The organism is Legionella sp. (genome assembly GCF_047605385.1).
Taxonomy (GTDB): Bacteria; Pseudomonadota; Gammaproteobacteria; order Legionellales; family Legionellaceae; genus Legionella.
On sequence record NZ_JASGFU010000010.1, the window covers coordinates 41,263 to 62,654 of the forward strand.

Here is a 21,392-nt window from a genome sequence, read left to right on the forward strand (position 1 = left end):
CCATGCCGAGTTAATTTTCGTACAATACACGGCATTTTTACGTAAACACTCTTTAAAGCAGAGGAACATAATGGTCGTTATTCGTTTATCACGAGGTGGCGCTAAAAAGCGTCCTTTTTATCACATGGTAGTTACCGACAGCCGTAAACGACGTGATGGTAATTATATTGAGCGCATTGGTTACTTCAATCCAATTGCACGTGGAGAAGAAATTCGTTTACATATCGATATAGAAAAATTAAGTCAATGGCAAAAAATTGGGGCTCAGTTATCTGATCGTGTGAGCGCTCTTGTAAAAGAATATAATAAGGAAAACACAGCGGCTTAATAACGTGAGTAATCAAGATAACTGGATTGTTGTTGGTCGTTTTGGTCGACCTCATGGTGTTAAAGGTTCTGTTACAGTTCATTCCTTTACAGAGCCACGTGATAACATTTTGCGGTATACAAATTGGCATGTTCCAATCAACAATCAATGGCAGCCTATCAAACTGTTGTGTGCAGAAGTACAAAACAAATCGATAATCGCCCAAATTGAAGGTTATCCTGAGCGCGAAACGGCGGCCCGTCTTACTAATTTAGAAATTTCAGTTCCTCAAGAACAGCTTGATGAACTGAAACCTGGCGAATATTACTGGCATCAACTTATAGGAATGAATGTCGTAAATACCCAAGGTAAACCATTTGGTAAAGTTACCGAGATCATTCCTACAGGTTCTAACGACGTGCTGGTGGTCCAAGGCGAAAAAAGACATTTAATTCCTTATTTGCCAGGCCAATTTATATTAGATATAAGCAATGCTCAGCAGCTGATTACAGTTGACTGGGATATGGATTTTTAAGTGACACTTCATATTGGAGTAATCACATTAATACCCGAAATATTAAATGCTCTAAATTACGGCATTACGGGTAGAGCCTTAGAGCAAGGCTTAGCTAGAATTGACCACTGGAACCCACGTGATTGGGCATCAAGACCTTATAGGCAAGTTGATGATAAACCCTATGGTGGTGGGCCAGGCATGGTGATGATGTATGAACCATTGCAAGGTGCAATCATGCACGCCCGCAGTCAGATGCCAAGTCACTGCAAAACGATTTATCTTAGTCCTCAGGGCAAAGTAATTCGCCAGCACGACTTAAATCAAGTGGCAAATGATATGCAACCTTTGCTGTTTATCGCAGGGCGTTATGAAGGAATTGATGAACGCATTCTTCAACATTATGTCGATGAGGAATGGTCTCTTGGTGATTTTGTTTTAAGTGGTGGTGAGTTGGCTGCTACGGTGTTCATTGATGCGATTATTCGCTTGATACCCGGCAGTTTAGGGCATCTTGGTTCTGCGGAGCAAGATTCATTCATGAATGGATTACTCGATTGCCCGCATTATACTCGGCCAGCATCTATAAACGGTTTGGATGTTCCCCCGGTTTTACTGGGAGGTAACCATAAGAGCATAGAGCGTTGGCGTAAAAAGCAATCACTGGGTAAAACCTGGCTTAAGCGTCCAGATTTGCTAGCAAAAATAGAATTAAATGAAATAGACCAGCAACTACTTGCTGAATTTAAGTATGAACACGGTCTTTCCTAAACAAGGAAAAGCCAATTTGAGGAGTAGTCCATGACTAATATTATTGACCAACTAAACGCTGAGCAAATGCAAGGTAAAGAAATCCCTGAGTTCAGTCCAGGTGATACTGTTCTGGTTCAAGTAAAAGTAATTGAAGGAAACCGTGAGCGCTTACAGGCTTTTGAAGGTATTGTAATCGCAAAACGTAATCGTGGTTTAAACTCTGCTTTTACTGTCCGTAAAATTTCTCACAACGTGGGTGTTGAACGTGTATTCCAAACTTACAGTCCGATTGTTGAAAGCATTACTGTAAAAAGACGTGGTGATGTTCGTCGCGCCAAACTGTATTACTTACGTAATTTAGCAGGTCGTGCTGCACGCATCAAAGAAAAATTAACTACTAAAAAAGCAGATTAATTAGATAGATACTGTTTTCTTTTCGCTAGTCCGAACCTCAACAAGCAGATTTTCGAGTGCTAAAACGCAAACTTTAAGTAGGTGAAATGAGCCACAGAAAATCTGCCCACTCTAAAATAATAAGCGGTAATCTTGAATTTTTAAACAAATTGATTCAAAATAATTCAATTTAGTCAATATTAATTTTGCTTAAAAATGATGAACCCTCTTGAATCAACATCAGAAAACGAAGAACATCCTGATTTCGACAACACTGTTGCCTATCGGTTAGTAACTCATGGGCAATGGGATTTACTCAATGAATTAGCAACTTCACACCCCAAGATTGAGATTGATTTAAATGCAGGACCACAAAATGAAGAGCATTCCGACTACGGGACTACCATTATTTATTGGCTAGCAGCTAATAACCAAGTGGATTTAATCCGCAAATTAGCGACCCCAAATTTAAAGATTAATTTAAACGCAGGGGCACGCAAAGAACAATATGCTGACTATGGCTGCACAGCTGCCTACTATCTAGGAGTTTATGGCCAATGGGATTTACTCAATGAATTAGCAGACAAAAGTCCTGCGATTGATTTAAACGCAGCATTCAAGAAAACAAATAAGTCACAGACTCTACTTAATCTACTAATATGCTCTGGCCAGTGGGAGCTGATTGAAAAATTTGTTGAAAAGAATTTGGAGTCAATGAACGTAAATGATGCAAACATCTATTTACTCAATTTAGAAAACCAAGATATCCATAACTTACGATTTAAGCAGTTGATTACTTGGATAAAAATTAGAAAAGAAGAAATAGCAATAAATAGTTTAATCACGAATACTATATACATTAACAAAGTACTTCCTTTATTAGAGTCGGCTCTTCAACATTATAATATATTGCTTGAACAAATACCCAATGATAGCCTCTATTATCAAAATGCTCAGCTATCTAAAGCTCATCTGCTATTACAATTTATTCCCCCCCATTGTCCTGGCATCTTTTTACGAAAAGCACTACAAGTATTTTCTTTGCCACATAGCTTTTCTTCAATTGGAGGAGAACTAAAGCAATTAAAGTTTTTATATACAGAAGCAGCATTGCAGGCAGGAGATAAACCGCTCGTTTTACAATTAATGGCTGGCCAGCTACAACAAATTGCTACGTTAGAAAAAAAACTTGCTGATGCACAAAATTCTCTAATAGAGTTGTCAGATAATCTCTCAAAATCAAACGAAATACCGATTCACGCCAAAAGAAAAAGTATGGATCGTTGTGATTTTTTTCCATCCCAAAAATCTCAAAAACAGCAGAAAACCTCGAAACAAGACAATGATTCAATGAATGTGATTAAAAAATGAATCGTCAATGTAAACCTCGGCTTATAGTATTCCAAACCAAGCGTTGTTTCCGCAAAAGTAAGTGGGATAATTTTTTGTGAAGATAATCTCCTGCACGTAAAGCCATCAGATAATCAAAACTCGATGAGCGCATAAAAATCCTCATTGAAGTGTCTGTATTTTTAGGGATATTATCCTATACTTAGAAAAAATAAACTGCAGGCAGCCATGACGATAAAAAAGAGAATATATCTCATTCTTATATATGCATCCCTCCCATTCAACAGTGCTTTGGCGAACTGTGATCTCACCCAATTTCGTTGGGAATGCGATTTGCCTCTACAAGTAAGCCCAAGTGCCGCCGCCCATTCTCTGGTTTATTGCAACCACTCTTATGGCTATATTACTAAAGAGCAGTATGACATTCTTATGCGCTATCAACGAGCTAATGTAAATATGGTTTTGGATATTAATGGTGAATACATAGACAGTCCTTGTATCGGTGCAGAAAGGTAGTAGAATAACAACAACTACTTTTTATATCTTTTTGTATGATTATTGAGCTTGACGGCATTCCCATCAAATTATCAAGAAAGCCGATTAAAAATATGAACTTACGTATTTACCCACCCGATGGTCTTGTCAAGGTAAGTGTGCCACTCAAATACAGCGAACAGCTCATATGGCACATTTTAGAACAAAAGAAAACATGGATTCATGAACAACGAGAACGAATTCGCCGTAGTGTCCCACAGGAATCATGCCTCACCACAGGAGTAGCTATCCCCGTTCAAGGACAAAATTATTTATTAATCATTGAAGAGCATAATGGCCCATCTCAGGTACAACTACGAGGTGGAATGCTCTTTTGTTATACCAAACCCAATAGCTCGCAATCACAAAGACAAGCAATGATTGATAATTGGTATAAACAACAAATGACCTCTTTATTACCCGAATTAATTACACATTGGGAAGCTATTATTGGTGTGCGGGTTAAAGAATGGGGCATAAAAAAAATGAAAACACGCTGGGGTTCTTGCAATACCAAGGCAGCACGCATCTGGCTTAATTTAAACCTCATGAAAAAACCCGCGATTTGCCTGGAATACGTACTCGTTCATGAGTTAGTACATCTTTTAGAGGCCAGCCATAATCAACGATTTTATCAGCTAATGACTACCTTTATGCCGCAATGGCGCGAATATGAATATCTTCTTGAAGGACGAAAACTACGATGAATTTCGAATTACTTATTCAAAACATCTGCCACCAAGGTTTTCATATTATTGATAACTGGTTGGCACTTGAATCATGCCAAGCCTTACAAATACTTGCCCAGGAACTCTATGAGCAAGATTTATTTCGTAGCGCAAAAATTGGACTTAAGGTAGATTCTCATCAAAATAAAACGATTCGTACAGATAAAATCTTATGGATTGAAGGCAATGAACACCACCTTGCAATTCAATTATTTTTAGCAGCTATTCAAAAATTGGCACATGCATTAAATCAAACACTCTTTCTTGGTTTAAATGAATTTGAAACTCATTTTGCTAATTACCAACCGGGTACTTTTTATAAAAAACATATTGACCAATTTACTGCACAAAAAACCAGACGTATTTCTTTTGTTTATTATTTAAATAAAAATTGGCAACCACAATATGGCGGCATGCTAAACCTCTATAACAGCGAGGATCAATTAATTCAGCAAGTACTCCCTCAAGAAAACCGCTTTATTTGTTTTAATAGTGATTTACCGCATGAGGTATTAATTACCCACCATCCTCGATACAGTATTACCGGTTGGATGAAAACGCGCACCTTATCCTTATTCTAAGTGATATTGCAAAAAAAACTACTAATGGTACACTGTAAGCTCTATATAAAAACATTAAAGATATTAAATGATCAATTCAACCTTTTACCAAGACATCGCTGTCTTGCCTTCCCAGGTAATTGGTCTTCTATTATCTATTCTTCTTGTGATTATCCTCTACGAGTATTTCGCCTGGTAGGAATTACATCTGCGCCTTCCCAGGCGTTGATCATCTGTCAGATGAACTCACTTAATTCAATTACATATTGGAGGATACACTCATGAACAATAAAGCAGAGCAAACAACACCATTTTTGGCTAAAGTGGCCGAAACTCCTTGGGTACAAGGTCCTGTTCTTGGTGCGGGGCTCATGGCATCACTTACCCCTTTAATAAAATGGACGAATCATAGCCTAAATGGCGAGAAAATGTCATTTCGCAACCCCATGTCAGGTGCAAGATCATATGCTGCATCAGCAGTTCCTGGATATGCAGCAACATTTGCTTTTAAAGCCTTACTGAACAAACAATCAGATAAAACCTCTCAATGGCATGAATTATTCACGTCATTTGCAGCAGGAAGCTTTTCTGGGTTAGTAGGTACACCGTTTGAAGCTTTGGCTCAAAATAAACAATTGACCAACAATTCATCGTATAAAGACACGGCGCAAAAAATGCGTGTATCTCATGGATACAAAGCCTTCTTTCAAGGAGGAGCAATGGTCATGATGCGCGAAGGACTTTGGTCAACTGTTTATATGAGCGCCATCCCTATGATGTCCGCATCGTTACAAAAGCAAGGGGTTAAAAAACAACAAGCAGAGCTTCTTGCAGTGCTGACGGTAGCAGGTGTTTATGGTTTGTTTAGCTCACCATTAAATCAACTACGCTTCAAAAAGCAACAGGGATTAACGGAACAGACCAGAAACAAAAGTTATCTAGAACACGCCAAAGATATCTTTAATCAAGAGCCTAAAGCTACCAAAACTGCACGAGTAGGATTTTTCTTTAAAGCATGTTTTCCACGTGCAGTAACAACCACCGTGGCTGCTGGCTTGATGGTGAAGGGCACAGAGCTTTATAACCAAGCAGTCAATCATTTCAAACCATAATTTATCACTCCTGTGTTTTAATGAAGGTTTAGCTTCTCTTTTATGAGAAGCTAAGCTTATCAAAATAATTGATGCCATGGCAAAGGCGTTAAAAACAAACCCTTATCGAAACCGCAATAGTTTTGTGTATAATAAGCTTTTAATCTTCTTAAATCTTCTATGAATGCCTTAGAAATAAAACAATTATCGAAAACCTATGCGAATGGAGTACATGCACTAAAAGACATTGATTTAACCATCAAAACAGGTGATTTTTTTGCCTTACTAGGAGCCAACGGTGCAGGAAAATCAACGACTATTGGTTTAATTACCACCTTACTTAATAAAACCTCCGGAAGTATTAAAATTTGTGGTTATGACTTAGACCATGAAACAGAACAAGCTAAGTCTAGCCTTGGTTTAGTGCCTCAAGAAATCAACTTGAATATTTTTGAAACATGTGAACAAATCTTACTCAGTCAAGCAGGCTATTATGGTATCCCACGAAAAAAAGCATTGCTCCAAGCCAATGAGCTTTTAAAACAGCTAGGTTTATGGGACAAGCGCCATTCTATTGTCCGCCATCTATCAGGCGGGATGAAGCGCCGCTTAATGATTGCACGTGCCTTAGTACATCAGCCTCGAGTATTAATTCTTGATGAGCCAACTGCAGGAGTAGATATTGAAATTCGCCATAGTATGTGGGAATTCTTAACACGTGCCAATATGGAAGGTACTACGATTATCCTGACAACGCATTATTTAGAAGAAGCAGAACAACTTTGTAAAAACATTGCCATTATTGATAAAGGACAAATAATTAAAAATTCATCCATGAAGGCTTTGTTGCACACCTTACGCCATCAAACTTTTGTTTTTAATACGGAAAAAGCAATGGAGCGCTTACCTGATCTCAGCCCCTTTGCACCCACTTTAATCGATTGCAACACCATCGAAGTTCGCATCGACAATAATTTAAGCTTAAATGATTTTTTTGCAGCTTTATCTAAATATGGCATTAATATTCATAGCTTACGTAACAAAACTAATCGTTTAGAAGAACTCTTTTTGGATCTAATAAAAAATGGCAATTAAACAACAAACTGTAGCACTTTATACTTTAGTACGTCGCGAAATGGTACGTATGTTTCGCATTGCAAGCCAAGTTTTTTTACCCCCAGTCATCACTACTACATTATATTTTTTAATTTTTGGTAGCTTGATTGGACCACGTATTGGCCAAATTGATGGGGTAGATTACCCAACGTTTATTGCTCCTGGTTTGATTATGATGTCTGTTATTGTGAACTCTTATGGTAATGTATCCACCTCATTATTTAGTGTCCGCTTTCAAAAAAGTATTGAAGAAATGCTGATTAGTCCCATGCGTGATGGTGTGCTGCTTTTGGGTTATGTACTTGGCGGAGTCTTGCGTGGATTTATTGTTGCCATTTTAGTATTTATCATTGCCAGCCTTTTCTTATCTATTGATTTGCATCATTTACCAATGACCTTACTCGTCGTATTGCTGGTTGCTGCCATCTTCTCATTAGCTGGCTTTACCAATGCAATGGTCGCACGCAATTTTGATGACATTATGATTGTTCCAACCTTTGTACTCACTCCTTTAACCTATTTAGGTGGTGTCTTTTACAGTACCAGCATGTTACCAAACTTCTGGCAAAAAATATCCTGGTTAAACCCCATCTTATATATGGTGAATGCCTTAAGGCAGGCAATGATTGGTCAAAGTGAAGTAAGTTTAGGTCTGACCATGAGTATTATTAGCATCATGTTAGTTTTATTAACGATAACTAATATGATTTTATTAAAGAAAGGCGTAGGCTTGCGCGAATAAAATTTCGCGCATATTCTTTTAAAATGTGCCATCACAAATTAAACTGATCTCAGCTGTAGCAGTAGCGCTAGTAAGTGCTTCCATGCTGACCGTTGTTCCCATACCAATATTTTGATTTGTCGAAACATAAGTCACAATTTGCGCTCCGATGAGACCACCAGCTCCTAAATCAAGAGTAACTCCTGCTGTTATATCCTCAATTTTGCCAGGAGCGTTCACAGGAGAAATCACAAGACCATCTTTCGGGAATGGAGCATTCTTAATACTATCTGCAGTAACACGGACACTATCTCCAGGACGCAAATACTCATTACGTACTAAAACCAAACCTTTAATGACTCGAATATAGGTCATTTTGGCTGAAGGGACATACACATTGATGTGAGTACCTAAAATAGCTAAAGAAACGATGGGAGTTTTTAACGTTTCTTTGATTTTACCAAGGTTCTCAATCTCAACCTTTCCGTGATGTACTTCTGCATTAATTTGGATGTCAGATTTAGGAGAGTAGGTCAAAATTTTATATGATGAATTAGACCCTATGTTCACTAATGTCCCATTAGTATATTGGATATGAGCTACACCACCATCTCCTGTATGGATTTGATCACCCGCATCAACAGTAGCACCACGACTTAGTATTCTCACACTGTCATTATGAATGAGCGTAACCTTATTTTGGGTGTATAACACTTTTGCTGCTTCAGCAAACACTTGATTCGTTGCAAGTAAAAATCCTATCCAAATTATTGTTTTCATATAGTCCCTGCACACTCAGTAAAATAGCGATCATATTGGATGAAAACAAGCTTCATCCGAGTGATTAATTCTTAATTTAAGTAAACTGATATTCTAATGCCGCAAGTGTTTGATAACTGTGGAACGTAGAACTGGCGTTATAATATTTCTCTTCAACCCTCACGGTGACATTTTTATAAGAATAAGTCACACCAGCACCTAAACGAAAACCATCCTTATTCATATTCAATTGCGGTAAGGAGCCATTAATCACAATTGCTTGATTAAGAAGTGGGCGGCTATTGGTAAATTGAGCGACTTGGATTAAACCACCATTGATAAATGCCATGAGTTTGGGATTAATAAAATAACCAAATTCAGCATTTTCTAATAATAACGTTGCTTTGTTGGTTAATGGTTCAACAACCAGGAATATATTGGATGCTGGAAATAGATAATTATAACGTGGCGTATCAATTTGGCTGTATAAAACACCCAAATTCATACGCAATAAAAATTTTTGCCAGTTTTTTCTATAAATTCCATTCACGCTCACAAACCAGTTATCATTGTTGTTACGTGCATGTGCAAACAACGCATCGGGTTCGATCATAAGTTTTGTATAAGTATCAAATTGGTTGTAGCCATAACCACCCGCAACATCTACATATAGTTGTGGAGTAAAAATCTTTAACAAATGAGTGAAGATCGTATTGTTTTTAATCGTTTGCCCAGAAGTGATAATCGGCGATGGTAAAAAAGAAAATTGTGAAGCTAAAGCGGTATCTATTCTAAAGTAATAAACACCAACCATCATATTTGCCCCTAAAGAAAGGTGATCGGCGCCTGCAGAATAAAGATTTGAATGACCTTTAAAACGGTTAAAATTCTCTGTTTGTACTGAGTTAAAATCGAAATCCGTATAACCATACATCATTTCCGGCGTTATTTTATGGAAAAAGCCAAAATGTCCGTTGACTGCGCGTACATTTTCATTTCTGATTCGAGAAAATGCATCAGCACATGCTATTTGTCCGTTGTATAGAAGAGCAATTGATAAAAAAATCCATTTAATTTTCATTGCACCTAAATTCCCTGTTGTATAAATCAACGGTATTAAAATTATTCATTATCATAAACAAAAAACAGGGATTTAAACAAGAAAAGAATGCTTATTATTTATGGATAAACCCTAACGCTTTTAAGCGTTGCTCAATTGATGGATGGGTATCAAAGGCACTACTTAATGATTTAACAGGGTCTATATCTGAAGGGTCAAAAAGATAGGAAGCTTGTCGTACTTGCTCATGCGGCGTATTACCATACTCTGCTGCATAATAAGTTGCATTTTGCTCATGATCTGAATTAATTTTTAACAGCGCACGTGCTAAAGGTTCATTATCACGCATTAATTCAACGCAACCAGCATCCGCCATAAGTTCACGTGTCCGACTCAAAAACAATGTTAATAAAACGGTTAATAAGGGCAAAACATAACGTAAAATCATGATCACCATCGCTAAACGATTATCATCCCGACGGTCGTCATTACGACGAAAGAGCATGGTGTAAAAGAGCATATCCACTACGATTAATAAAATATTACTTAAAACCGCAACGGTAAGCGTTAATTTAATATCATAATGACGAATATGGCTTAATTCATGAGCCATAACCGCCTGCAGCTCAGCACGGTCCAATTTATCAATTAAACCACGAGTAATTGCTACCATCGCCGATTTTTCGCTGTAACCACTGGCAAAAGCATTCATATAATCTGCTTCGATAATAAATACCCTAGGCACATACTGCAGGCCAGCAGCAACGGTCATTTCTTCAACTACATTATACAATTGCTGCTCTTGCACGTTTTGTGCGGTTTGCGGAGTAATTTCATGATACTCCGTCCCTAACAACATAATGCGGTCATACATCGCATAAGTAATGAATAAAGACAAAGCAGCAATGCTTACCATGATTAAGGTGGCATACGGAGTAACTAATAAGTGAGTAAGTGCGTAGACACTTTGTTCTATGGTAATATGCGGATATCGTGCTTGCAACACCACCACATCCGCAATAAAACCCACAACAAAATAAACGCCGATAAAGAACGCAATTACCATACGGGTCTTGCGTTGATTTTTCTTTATTTGCTCACGCCAGTCACCCGCACTGCCATGATAGTCTGCAAGACTCATAATTTATCTCAAAGTTTTACAGTATAGTCTTCTTTAGCCTGAATTTGCTCTTCAGGTAGCCCCCAATACACAAACTCTTTATCTAATGCAGCAGAGAAGTACTTCACAATCATGGATTGAAAAAACGATTTCTTCGTTGCATTATAACGCTCTATAGCATCATTATAAGCTTGCTTGGCGTATGCTAACTTATTTTCCGTATTCACAATTTCTTCCTGCAATTGCAGGACGTTTTGGTTTGCTTTTAAATCAGGATAGTTTTCAAACACTACATTAAGATTTGAAGCAATTTTAGAAATACCATTTTCCGCTGCCATGCGGGTTTGTTCATCACCTGAAGCTTTAGCAGCTTGAGCTTGATTACGTAAAGCAACTACATCTTTTAATGTAGTTTGTTCGTAGTCCATGTATTTTTTGACTGTGTCAATCAAGGATTCAAATACTTTAAAACGCCGGTCCAATTGAATATCGATTTGTTTTTTATCGTTATTAATCGTCTCAATCAATTGAATGAGCTGGTTGTAGACTCCAACAGCCCATAATCCTAAGACCACCACAATAATTAAAAGCACTAACAAGAATTTACCCATGTTTTTTCGTCCTCTGAAAGATGCCTTAACATTAGTTATAGCTGAAAATGATAAAAAAAACAGGTAAACAAAGCCGCTGATGACAAAAAATAATCCTAAACCAGGATTGCTTCCTGCTTATGGCCGGTGGGGCTTGAGCATGGGACGTAAAAATTGTCCAGTGTAAGAATGTTTGTTTTGTGCAACTTGCTCTGGAGTACCCACAGCAATAATTTGTCCACCTTTACTTCCACCCTCAGGGCCTAGGTCAATAATCCAATCAGCGGTCTTAATGACATCTAAATTATGCTCAATGATGACAATGGTATTTCCTTGTTCCCGTAAGCGATATAAGACTGACAATAATTGGCGCGTATCATGAAAATGCAACCCTGTTGTCGGCTCATCGAGAATATATAAGGTGCAACCTGTACCACGCTTTGATAACTCACGGGCTAATTTAATTCGTTGTGCCTCTCCTCCTGATAAGGTGGTCGCGCTTTGCCCAAGCTTAATATAAGCCAAACCTACATCCATGAGGGTTTGACATTTCCTCGCCAAAACAGGAATTGCCGCAAAAAAATTACATGCCTCTTCAACTGTCATGTCTAAAACTTCATGAATATTTTTGCCCTTATATTGAATGTCTAAAGTTTCTCGATTATAACGTTTGCCGTGACACACATCGCAAGCAACATAGATATCCGGCAAGAAATGCATTTCCACTTTAATCATGCCATCGCCTTGGCATGCTTCGCAGCGCCCCCCGCGAACATTAAAACTAAAACGCCCAGGCAGATAACCACGGGCACGCGCTTCGGGAGTACTGGAGAATAACTCGCGGATATGCGTAAATAAACCAGTATAGGTTGCAGGATTTGAGCGTGGCGTACGCCCAATCGGGCTTTGATCTATATCAATCACCTTATCACACCAGTTTAAGCCTTGAATCTCTTTTACTTGACCCGCGGTAAATAAGCTTGCTCTATTGAGCATATTGGCGGCAATAGGAAACAGAGTGTCATTGATTAAACTGGATTTTCCAGAACCAGAAACACCAGTAACACACGTCATAACACCTAAAGGAATACTGACATCCACTTGGTTTAAATTATTACAAGTTACTCCTTTTAAATGAATCATGCGTTCTTGATTAATGGGCAAACGCTCTTTAGGAACCTGAATTGCTTGCTTTCCAGATAGATATTGCCCTGTAAGCGAAGCAGAATTATTCATGATTTCTTCAGGCGTACCATAAGCAACCACTTTACCACCATGAACTCCCGCACCAGGGCCAATATCCAGCACAAAATCAGCACTACGAATCGCATCTTCATCATGCTCAACCACAATCACAGTATTTCCAAGATTTCGTAAGTGCATCAACGTCTTCAATAAACGATCATTATCGCGTTGGTGCAATCCAATAGAAGGTTCATCCAAAATATACATGACGCCAACGAGTCCTGAACCAATTTGGCTTGCCAAACGAATTCTTTGTGCTTCTCCACCTGATAAAGTTTCTGCGCTACGTGCTAAAGAAAGATAATCTAAACCTACATTGACTAGAAAACCAAGGCGCTCGACAATTTCTTTGTTAATCTTAGCCGCAATTTCTCCACGATAGCCTGTCAAGCGTAAATTTCTAAAAAATTCATAAGCTTTTTCAATTGAATACGCGGTAATCTCAGGTAAATTTTTATCATCAACAAAAACATGGCGTGCTTCTTCGCGCAAACGTGCACCTTGGCAGGCCTCACAGGGACGTGAAGATAAATATTTAGCTAACTCTTCGCGCATCATGCCTGACTCTGATTCGCGATAACGGCGTTGCATATTAGGAATCACTCCTTCAAATGCATGCTGCTTTACCATATATCCACCGCTTGGACGATGGTAGTGAAATTCTATTGATTCGCGCCCACTTCCGTATAAAATAACTTTTTGCATGTCCTTAGGTAAATCGCAAAATGGCGTATCGACGTCAAAACCGTAATGCTTTGCCAAGGATTCCAGCATCGAAAAATAATAATTGGTTTTACGATCCCAACCGCGAATTGCCCCTTCGGCAAGACTTGCAGTAGCATCATGAACTACCCGTTCAGGGTCAAAAAACTGATCCACGCCCAAACCATCACATCCAGGACAAGCACCTACTGGATTATTAAAAGAGAAGAGTCGAGGCTCTAATTCACTTAAACTATAGCCACATTCAGGACAAGCAAATTTTGAAGAAAAAATCAAATCAGCAAAGTTTCCATCCATTGAAGCAACTACCGCCAGCCCCTCTGCAAGATTTAGAGCATTTTCAAATGACTCACTTAAGCGTTGGGCAATATCAGGCCGTACTTTAAAGCGATCGACGACTACTTCAATGGTATGCTTGGTACGTAACCCTAATTTAGGAGGCGAATCTAATTCATAAAGTGCACCATCAATACGTGCGCGCACATATCCTTTAGCCTGCAATTGCTGCAACAAGTGCACTTGTTCGCCTTTACGCTCACGCACCACAGGGGCTAGAATCATAACCTTCGCATCCGCAGGTAACGCTAAAACTTGATCCACCATCTGGCTGACTGTTTGTGCATGCAAACTGATATGGTGTGTTGGACAACGAGGCTCCCCCACGCGTGCATAAAGCAATCGTAAATAGTCATAAATTTCGGTAATAGTTCCCACTGTTGAGCGCGGGTTGTGAGAAGTCGCTTTTTGTTCAATTGAAATTGCTGGTGATAAACCTTCAATAGAATCCACATCGGGCTTCTCCATCATTGATAAGAACTGACGGGCATAAGCAGACAAAGATTCAACATAGCGTCGTTGGCCCTCAGCATATAAGGTATCAAAAGCTAACGAAGACTTCCCAGACCCAGACAAACCGGTGATCACAATGAGTTGTTCCCGAGGTAAATCCAAATCAAGATTTTTTAAATTGTGGGTTCTGGCTCCACGAATACTAATAGTATGCATAAAACTCGATAACTAGCTTACACTGCGCACAAAATAGGGCAGTAAATTTTTAATTATAGGCGAATTATGAACTTAAAAGAGCAGGTCGTATAGACATTTTTTTCTCCGAATTAGAGAACCTCAATAGACTCTGTTACAATAATAAAGATAACCTATTAATTAAAAAGGATTTTAATAATGAGCGCTTTTCTTTTGGGACTCTTCTTAATTTTTTCTACTGTAACCCATGCTGACGATACAACTAAAGTCACGCACTGGACCAAAAAAACCTTGTTAAACACTTTAGCCATCCGTTATAACGATACCAGTACGGATAATGAGCAACATAGCATTGGTCTAACCCCCGCTGCTTGGAGTAGTGTCGCTGCTTTTATAGAAAACTATTTGCCCCAAATGCGCGACAAACAATTAACACTTCACCCTGCTTTTCTTATTGGGCCTAAAATAGTGGACTCAGGAACAGCCGCCAATATCCCTTTTTGGCGTATTAATGCAGAAATCATACTCCCTGAAATTAACAAAAAAGTGTTTTTTTCTCTTATTGTTCTCGCCACTAAATCATCCCCTAAAGATCCTTATCTCGTTCATAGCATAACCCTAAATCCACAGGTGAATCCATGAGTTCAATGTTTCGCTTTAAACTGTTTTTCTGGTACTTCTGCCATTTTAAGGTAGTGATGATCGGCTATTTAAAACCACAATTAATTGAATTATCTGAACAACGCTTTGTCGTTCGTCTACCTTTAAAAAGACGTAGCCGGAATCATTTAAACTCTATGTATTTTGGTGCTTTATCAGTTGGCGCCGATTTAGCCGCTGGGTTACATGGCTTTTATCATGCAGATTTAGCAAAGTGCAAGATTTCCCTGGTATTTAAATCCTTCCAAGCCCAATTTTTACGCCGTCCAGAATCAGATGTATATTTTGTTTGCTCTGAGGGCGATGTAGTTAAAGCAATGATTCAAGAAACCCAAAAGACCAAGATGCGTGTAAATAACCCTATTCGTATCGATGCCTATACCGATTATCCAGGGCAAACCAATAAGGTAGCAGAGTTTATCCTTGAGCTTTCTATCAAAATAGTTGATCAAAAACTGTCTTCTTAAGGTTAACTTAAGTATTATCACTTACAATGACAGCGCGTTAATAATTTGGATTATCTTATGATTAACCAATATCTTGATTATCTTGATCTTGAAAAATATAAAGCTGTATTAGAGGCATGTAAGAAAAACGCAATAGCTGAATTCTTAAAAATTATGAGCGACAAAGCATATGCGATGATCAAAAGTGAGCATGCAAGTCCGCAAATTGCCCCCTATTTTCAAAATATCAATAATAATGAAACTAAACTTATCTTATGCAAGTATGAATTTCAAACTCTTCATCGCTCTTTTCTAAAATTAAATCAGCTTATTACACAATATAGGCAACAATCAAGTGACCGACTGACACTTAACGAATTGAATGAACAAACAAAAAATGAGCTCAAAACCCTGCATGAAGAATTACATCCTTACCTGATCTACTTGGTTCCAATAGATCAAAGGGTTAATGTACAACGTCTGGATCACTATCTTACAGACTTCCTGGAATTAAAAGAAGCAAATGCTGACGACCAGCTTACTGATAAACAATTCACTGAGCTGATGGAAGAGGGCAACAACAATCTGTTGGAAATACAACATTATTGGAATGGCTATCACTATGATTTAACTAAAAGAAGATTTCTCACGGCAGAAGAAACACAAGCATTCCTACAAAAAGAAATCCCTTTTTCTAACTTTGATAACGAACCTGATAATATTTCACAAATAAAAAAACTAATTAACGCACTTTATTATGCACGTAAAACCTTTATGGACTTGGAGCTGATTGATCTTCAAGGCAATTTAGGCAATCTTTTCGACTTATATACATTATATAAAGACACTATAGAATCTGCTTATCAGGCCAGTTATTTAGCCACCCACTTAGATATTGATTTATACGATTTATTTAGAGCAGAACTGGATTTTATCTTGCCACAATTAGCAAAAGTACAAGAATTTGCATACAATTATTCACATGAACAATCTAAAAAAATAAAAATCAATCCACTAAGTTATAAAGTTGGTGAAATTTCAGGAATTACTGCGGATCAAATGCGTCCGATAGGTAAGGATGTTGATTATAACTTACTCACAAGCGTTGGTGCCAGTTTACCCGATTACCTCAGTAAACTAACTAAATCCATAAAGGAATATTCATCACAAATTAAAGAACATGAACCTACACTAAACCAAGAAAAATTAGATGAACTGCGTGATATTTCCGTGCATTTATTAAATGACATACAACAATTACAGGGAAACAATCTGTTTGTTCCATTAAAACTGTTAAATTACATCCACATTATCAACAACATCATTACCTTATCGAAGAATACCCTTGCTCAAGCGGGACATTTAACCGAATCCTCACAAGATTTAGTACGAGATAAATTAGCTCAATTAAAATATGACTTATTGCCTCAATTATTTGGTTTAGTAGACAAAATCGAAGTTAATGCCATGCTCAAACCCGGAACATTGTCTACCCCTTTGATGGAGAAGGTAAAAGAATTATATGACGCTGTACTGTTTCTTCCTCGTAAAGCCATAGATTTTGAAACTAAAGGAGCAGAGTTACTCAGCATCGAAGATTCGCAGTTTATTGAATTACGGTTGGAGTTGGCTTATAAGCGCATTGATAAAGCAAATAAAATTCTTTATAAAAACCAGAAAGTCAAAGACGCAGCAAAAGAATTTTTTAACCGATTAAGCCAAAAAGAATTCCAGAATAGTAGTCTTAATCAATTATCTACGAAAACCAAGGAAAAACTTATCCAGCACTACAAAATCATTAAACCTTATATGGAGCGTATCAATCCTCACTTAAGTGATATAATCATTTCAAGCTTGTTGTCGTCAGAAAATGAAAGTAACAAAAGCCGGCTAGGTTCCTTTAGGGACTGGCTATCCGGATCTTTATCAGAAGATCATATCACTGTCATTACAGAGCAACAAAGCTCATTAGAAAACTTATTAACTAAAGAAGTAGATAGTCAACTGTTCCATATCCGTTTGAATAAAGAGCTGATTCGGTTTGTACAAACCGAATCAGATTTAATTTTATGCCCCTACAGCAATAAAACCAATGTTTATATTCTTGATGAAGCACTTGCTTTAGATATTGATGTCAATGAAACCAAGTTCACTTTCGACCACCATGAGTTTGACGCTCTTCATCACTCTTTTCCAAAATTAAATCAGCTCATTACACAATATAAGACACAACCAAACGAGCAAGCAAAAAATGAACTCAAAGCATTGCATCCTTATTTAATCTACTTAGTACCAATAGATCAAAAAGCGAATGCACGGCGTCTTACTCACTATCTTACTGATCTCTTGGCACAAAAAGAAACAGATGCCAGCAACCAACTTACTAATGAGCAATTCACCGAACTGATGGAAAAAGGCAACAACCATCTGTTGGAAATAAAGTGTCATTGGAATAATAACAGTCACTATGATTTAACTAAAAAAAGATTTCTTACTGCAGAAGAAGCACAAACATTCATACAAATCGAGAAGTTAAAGAAGCAATTTATTCAGGAGAATGGCTACTTTGTATTAGCAGAAAATACTGAAGAAATGTTAACTGCAGACCAAGCCTTACAATTACGTGAATGGTATCGTGATAAAGACAATAAGCTAGCGGGCATTCAAAAAAAATATGCTGGTTTTAAAGTGCTATTAAGAACCAATAATGTCCTCGAGAATTTGCTGCTCATTGGTTCACTTACAGAGGAAACTAAAGAAAAATTACGTCGCTCTTACTGTACTCTCCAGAACTATTTTATCGATGTAATACCACTAGAAGATAGGCAACAAGCTCTAGAATTTGATCGATCTCTGGTAGCACTGCTTACGAATAAAACCTTAGAAGATCCGCAAACAGCCCCAACTTATGTTGCATTTCAAAACTTAGATGGGCTCTTTCAACAATTTTTTAGCCAAGCCAAAAAAGACTTACATAAAAATTTCCAAAAGTATTCTAGCTTAACGGAAAGAAAATTCATCAGTGAAAATAACGAAGCAAAATTAACCCCATCTATAAATAATGAAAGGGCTCAATATCTCCTTAAACACACCAATCTCTCTAAAAGCGTTAACAACTTTAGAACTGCTTTAGGAAAAATGGTCCAGCTTTTTAATGAACCCATGCGAGAAGAGTTAAAACCTCAAGCTGATGGTATTCCCTATCCAGAAATGGAAGATCCGAACACGCTGCTGAGCCAATGTAAACAAGTACGTGCAATCAAAGACATTTATAATGGATTGTTTCATTTAGAAGGTATTGCTATTGAGCTTGAAAAATTACCCGATGAAAATCTTAATAGTTCTTCGAGCAATTCATTATCCGTTAAAACCCAAAAGGGGCGTTATGTTTATTATTTGTTCCAAGAGTATAACCATATTATTCAAATCAAAGAACTCAGCAAACGTTTAGTCGATGATCCTCATGCTCGACTCATTACCCAAGAGCTCATGCGCAAAGCCCACGCTCTTTATGCTGCATTCCAAGGGCAAACTGGAGAATATCAGATTGATTCCGACCAAATCGATGTACCAGGCAAGGTTCAATATAACTCTATTTGGTATACACTAAACGCTTTTTATATCAGTCCTAAACACATTAGGGCATTAAACAATACTAATTACCTCACTGCTAAAGAGCTTGACCATTTACATCAGCGCGCGAAAAACGCCACCTTGATCATTGAAGAATTAATCAGAAACTCAAATTCACACTTCAAATTATTCCTGCAATCACCGAATATGTTGATTTTATATAAGGAATTAAAACAAAAACTTAATGAATTTTCTACCACTGGGCGTGATGCAGTACTTAATAATTTAGATAAGATCCGGTCTACTGTATTTACCCCGATGCTCAAAGAAGCAGATCTATGGGAAAGAGAACTTGGCCTTGTTCCTGGAAGCTTGTCGGAACCCTTAAGAGGTATTACTAATGAGTACTTTAAAGGCTTGTTGCATTCTTTAAAATTAGACTCGCAAAAGCATATCGATTTAGTATGTGATAGTAAGCCATTGGAACAAAGAATTGCAGTCGTTACACAAAATATTAACGAAATTAGAGCACAGCAGGAAGAAGAAACTCAATATTTTGCAGAGATTAGTATCTTGCACCAACTAATGCAAGAGTATAAACGTTTGATGCAAGGATATAAACATTTTGATGATGTGCCAGAAAAAGTAGTATCTTTAGAAACTCGCATACGGTATAAGCAAAATATAACGCAAACATACAAGGCGGTTCTTCCCAAGCTATGCAAGCTCATACAGGCGCAACAGGTAAATATCGCGCCAAGTACCAATGAGAAAGACCATCTATTTGATGCACTATGCAATAAAGACTTAATAAAAGAACGTAAACCTCTTTTTACTGAGATTGAAGCTCTAGTTACAGCAAGCCATCATTATGGGCTAGGTGTACAAGCTACGTTGCATATGCAATTAAATATCGAAACTGCGAGCTCAGATTACCTCACTCAATTAATACAAACCGAACAGAGAGAAAAAGTAATATTTATTGATGAGTATGCACAAGAAGTATTTGCAAAGCAGCTCAACAATGCATGCACTCATCATCCTGAAGCTTTATTTTATACTGGAGTCGAATATACTAACATTTTAAAAACTTATTTACTTGACTCTAAAGAGCTAATCATTAATAGAGCCAAAGAAGCTCAGGCGCAAAAGAAAGACATCACTGAAAGCATTAAAGCACAGTTACGAGAACATATCAGTGCTTTTGAGAAATTGCATTCAGTAATAAATGCATTAAATAAACTCAGAAAATACATTACCGAGGCGAAGTCGACAAACCCACCGTTTGAAAGTGCTGAAACCATACGAAACAAAGACCAAGTAGTCTTAAATTTAGAAACAATTGCTCAGAATACTAATTTATCAATTCAAGAACGATTAGAAAGACTTCGTAATGAAATCCATAAACGAAGTGAAGTCATAATCAATGAGGATGGGCAAGAGAGTAAGCCAAAGCAGAGTTTTGAGGAGGTAATCCTTGCCCATAGAACCCCTGCTCTATTTACGTTAGATTATTTGAAAGCATGTTTATACGACTTACTTGAAGCACTCCATCTCTATACTCCTAAAAGAGTGCAGCTTTATAATAACGTTAAAAATGCCATGGATGAACCGGTATTAAATCGTTTTAGTTTGTTTTCTAAACCGATCGCAGAAAAACCCTCTTTACGTAAACATAAAACCGTTGTGCCTGAAGCACAAGAACCTGCAGTAGAACCAGATGCAGCCGCAGCAAATGGACCTGCTGTTTAAATAACTAAAGTAGTGGCCGCGCTAGAGAACTTATTATCGTCCCCACGTAGATCATTACCATTACGTTAAGCAATGGCAGTATGGAGAAGGGGAATAGGCTTATGATATTAGTTGACTTTTAAGTAGAAAGAATCCTAAACTAATGCTTAAGGCGTGCTGCGCCGGTGCCGAAAACACCAGCGCTAGCACTATAACCATAATCCTAGCACCAACTAGAATCATGGCTACGTATACATGGCAATCGCACTGAATTTTGAAGGGTATTAAAAAATTAAATAGCTCGCGCAAGCGCTCATTCACGTGAACGTTTGCCTGCCCGTTTGCGTTCCCGAAATAATGTTGCCCTCAGTAACTACACTTCAGTAGAATACCACCACCAACTTGTGCCCATGAATGAACTCATAAAATGCAGT

19 protein-coding genes are annotated in these 21,392 nt (G+C 37.8%); 14 read left to right on the forward strand and 5 right to left on the reverse strand.

Annotation, left to right across the window (positions count from 1 at the left end; all coding sequences use genetic code 11):
- Positions 1 to 70 precede the first annotated feature (70 nt).
- From rpsP to QM652_RS04035, 11 genes are all read left to right on the forward strand, one after another.
- Positions 71 to 328: a 30S ribosomal protein S16 gene (gene rpsP, locus QM652_RS03985; RefSeq protein WP_415073099.1), complete on the forward strand. Its 258-nt coding sequence runs from the start codon at positions 71 to 73 to the stop codon at positions 326 to 328.
- Between the two features lie 4 nt (positions 329 to 332).
- A complete protein-coding gene (gene rimM, locus QM652_RS03990) occupies positions 333 to 842 on the forward strand; it encodes a ribosome maturation factor RimM (protein ID WP_415073100.1) in 510 nt (169 codons plus the stop codon).
- On the forward strand, positions 843 to 1,592 hold the full coding sequence (gene trmD / locus QM652_RS03995) for a tRNA (guanosine(37)-N1)-methyltransferase TrmD (RefSeq protein ID WP_415073101.1): 750 nt from the start codon (positions 843 to 845) through the stop codon (positions 1,590 to 1,592).
- A 30-nt stretch (positions 1,593 to 1,622) separates the two neighbouring features.
- Positions 1,623 to 1,988 carry a 50S ribosomal protein L19 gene (gene rplS, locus QM652_RS04000; RefSeq protein WP_415073102.1) on the forward strand — a complete coding sequence of 122 codons (366 nt, stop codon included), beginning with the start codon at positions 1,623 to 1,625 and terminating at the stop codon, positions 1,986 to 1,988.
- Positions 1,989 to 2,183: 195 nt separating this feature from the next.
- Complete coding sequence (locus QM652_RS04005; protein ID WP_415073103.1) at positions 2,184 to 3,338, forward strand: hypothetical protein; 1,155 nt, start codon at positions 2,184 to 2,186, stop codon at positions 3,336 to 3,338.
- A 207-nt stretch (positions 3,339 to 3,545) separates the two neighbouring features.
- Positions 3,546 to 3,833 (forward strand): hypothetical protein, encoded by a 288-nt coding sequence (locus tag QM652_RS04010; protein WP_415073104.1) that lies wholly within the window; start codon positions 3,546 to 3,548, stop codon positions 3,831 to 3,833.
- Positions 3,834 to 3,868: 35 nt separating this feature from the next.
- Positions 3,869 to 4,558, forward strand: a complete 690-nt coding sequence (locus QM652_RS04015) for a M48 family metallopeptidase (RefSeq protein WP_415073105.1) — start codon at positions 3,869 to 3,871, stop codon at positions 4,556 to 4,558.
- Positions 4,555 to 5,160, forward strand: a complete 606-nt coding sequence (locus tag QM652_RS04020; RefSeq protein WP_415073106.1) for a 2OG-Fe(II) oxygenase — start codon at positions 4,555 to 4,557, stop codon at positions 5,158 to 5,160. Before QM652_RS04015 ends, QM652_RS04020 begins: the two co-directional genes overlap by 4 nt.
- Before the next feature lie 260 nt (positions 5,161 to 5,420).
- Positions 5,421 to 6,251: an MC/SLC25 family protein gene (locus QM652_RS04025; protein ID WP_415073107.1), complete on the forward strand. Its 831-nt coding sequence runs from the start codon at positions 5,421 to 5,423 to the stop codon at positions 6,249 to 6,251.
- 159 nt (positions 6,252 to 6,410) lie between these two features.
- On the forward strand, positions 6,411 to 7,325 hold the full coding sequence (locus QM652_RS04030) for an ABC transporter ATP-binding protein (RefSeq protein WP_415073108.1): 915 nt from the start codon (positions 6,411 to 6,413) through the stop codon (positions 7,323 to 7,325).
- Entirely contained in the window at positions 7,315 to 8,088 is a 774-nt protein-coding gene (locus QM652_RS04035) for an ABC transporter permease (protein WP_415073109.1), read from the forward strand. Before QM652_RS04030 ends, QM652_RS04035 begins: the two co-directional genes overlap by 11 nt.
- Before the next feature lie 18 nt (positions 8,089 to 8,106).
- On the opposite strand, the gene QM652_RS04040 is transcribed toward QM652_RS04035, so the two are convergent.
- The 5 genes from QM652_RS04040 to uvrA all read right to left on the reverse strand — a co-directional run bounded on the left by QM652_RS04040 (position 8,107) and on the right by uvrA (position 14,569).
- Entirely contained in the window at positions 8,107 to 8,847 is a 741-nt protein-coding gene (locus QM652_RS04040; RefSeq protein WP_415073110.1) for a FecR domain-containing protein, read from the reverse strand.
- A gap of 76 nt (positions 8,848 to 8,923) precedes the next feature.
- Complete coding sequence (locus QM652_RS04045; protein ID WP_415073111.1) at positions 8,924 to 9,907, reverse strand: autotransporter outer membrane beta-barrel domain-containing protein; 984 nt, start codon at positions 9,905 to 9,907, stop codon at positions 8,924 to 8,926.
- Positions 9,908 to 10,001: 94 nt separating this feature from the next.
- A complete protein-coding gene (gene htpX / locus QM652_RS04050) occupies positions 10,002 to 11,027 on the reverse strand; it encodes a zinc metalloprotease HtpX (protein ID WP_415073112.1) in 1,026 nt (341 codons plus the stop codon).
- A gap of 8 nt (positions 11,028 to 11,035) precedes the next feature.
- Positions 11,036 to 11,617 (reverse strand): LemA family protein, encoded by a 582-nt coding sequence (locus tag QM652_RS04055; RefSeq protein ID WP_415073113.1) that lies wholly within the window; start codon positions 11,615 to 11,617, stop codon positions 11,036 to 11,038.
- A gap of 117 nt (positions 11,618 to 11,734) precedes the next feature.
- Entirely contained in the window at positions 11,735 to 14,569 is a 2,835-nt protein-coding gene (uvrA, locus tag QM652_RS04060; RefSeq protein ID WP_415073114.1) for an excinuclease ABC subunit UvrA, read from the reverse strand.
- A 177-nt stretch (positions 14,570 to 14,746) separates the two neighbouring features.
- Between uvrA and QM652_RS04065 the strand changes: the two genes are divergently transcribed.
- Genes QM652_RS04065 through QM652_RS04075 form a run of 3 tightly spaced genes read left to right on the forward strand, consistent with a single transcriptional unit; the run spans position 14,747 to position 20,979 of the window.
- Entirely contained in the window at positions 14,747 to 15,190 is a 444-nt protein-coding gene (locus QM652_RS04065) for a hypothetical protein (RefSeq protein ID WP_415073115.1), read from the forward strand.
- Positions 15,187 to 15,675, forward strand: coding sequence for a PaaI family thioesterase (locus tag QM652_RS04070; RefSeq protein WP_415073116.1), 489 nt, complete (start codon positions 15,187 to 15,189; stop codon positions 15,673 to 15,675). The genes QM652_RS04065 and QM652_RS04070 overlap by 4 nt, the downstream gene beginning before the upstream one ends.
- A 57-nt stretch (positions 15,676 to 15,732) precedes the next feature.
- A complete protein-coding gene (locus tag QM652_RS04075; RefSeq protein ID WP_415073117.1) occupies positions 15,733 to 20,979 on the forward strand; it encodes a hypothetical protein in 5,247 nt (1,748 codons plus the stop codon).
- The last annotated feature ends 413 nt before the right edge of the window (positions 20,980 to 21,392 follow it).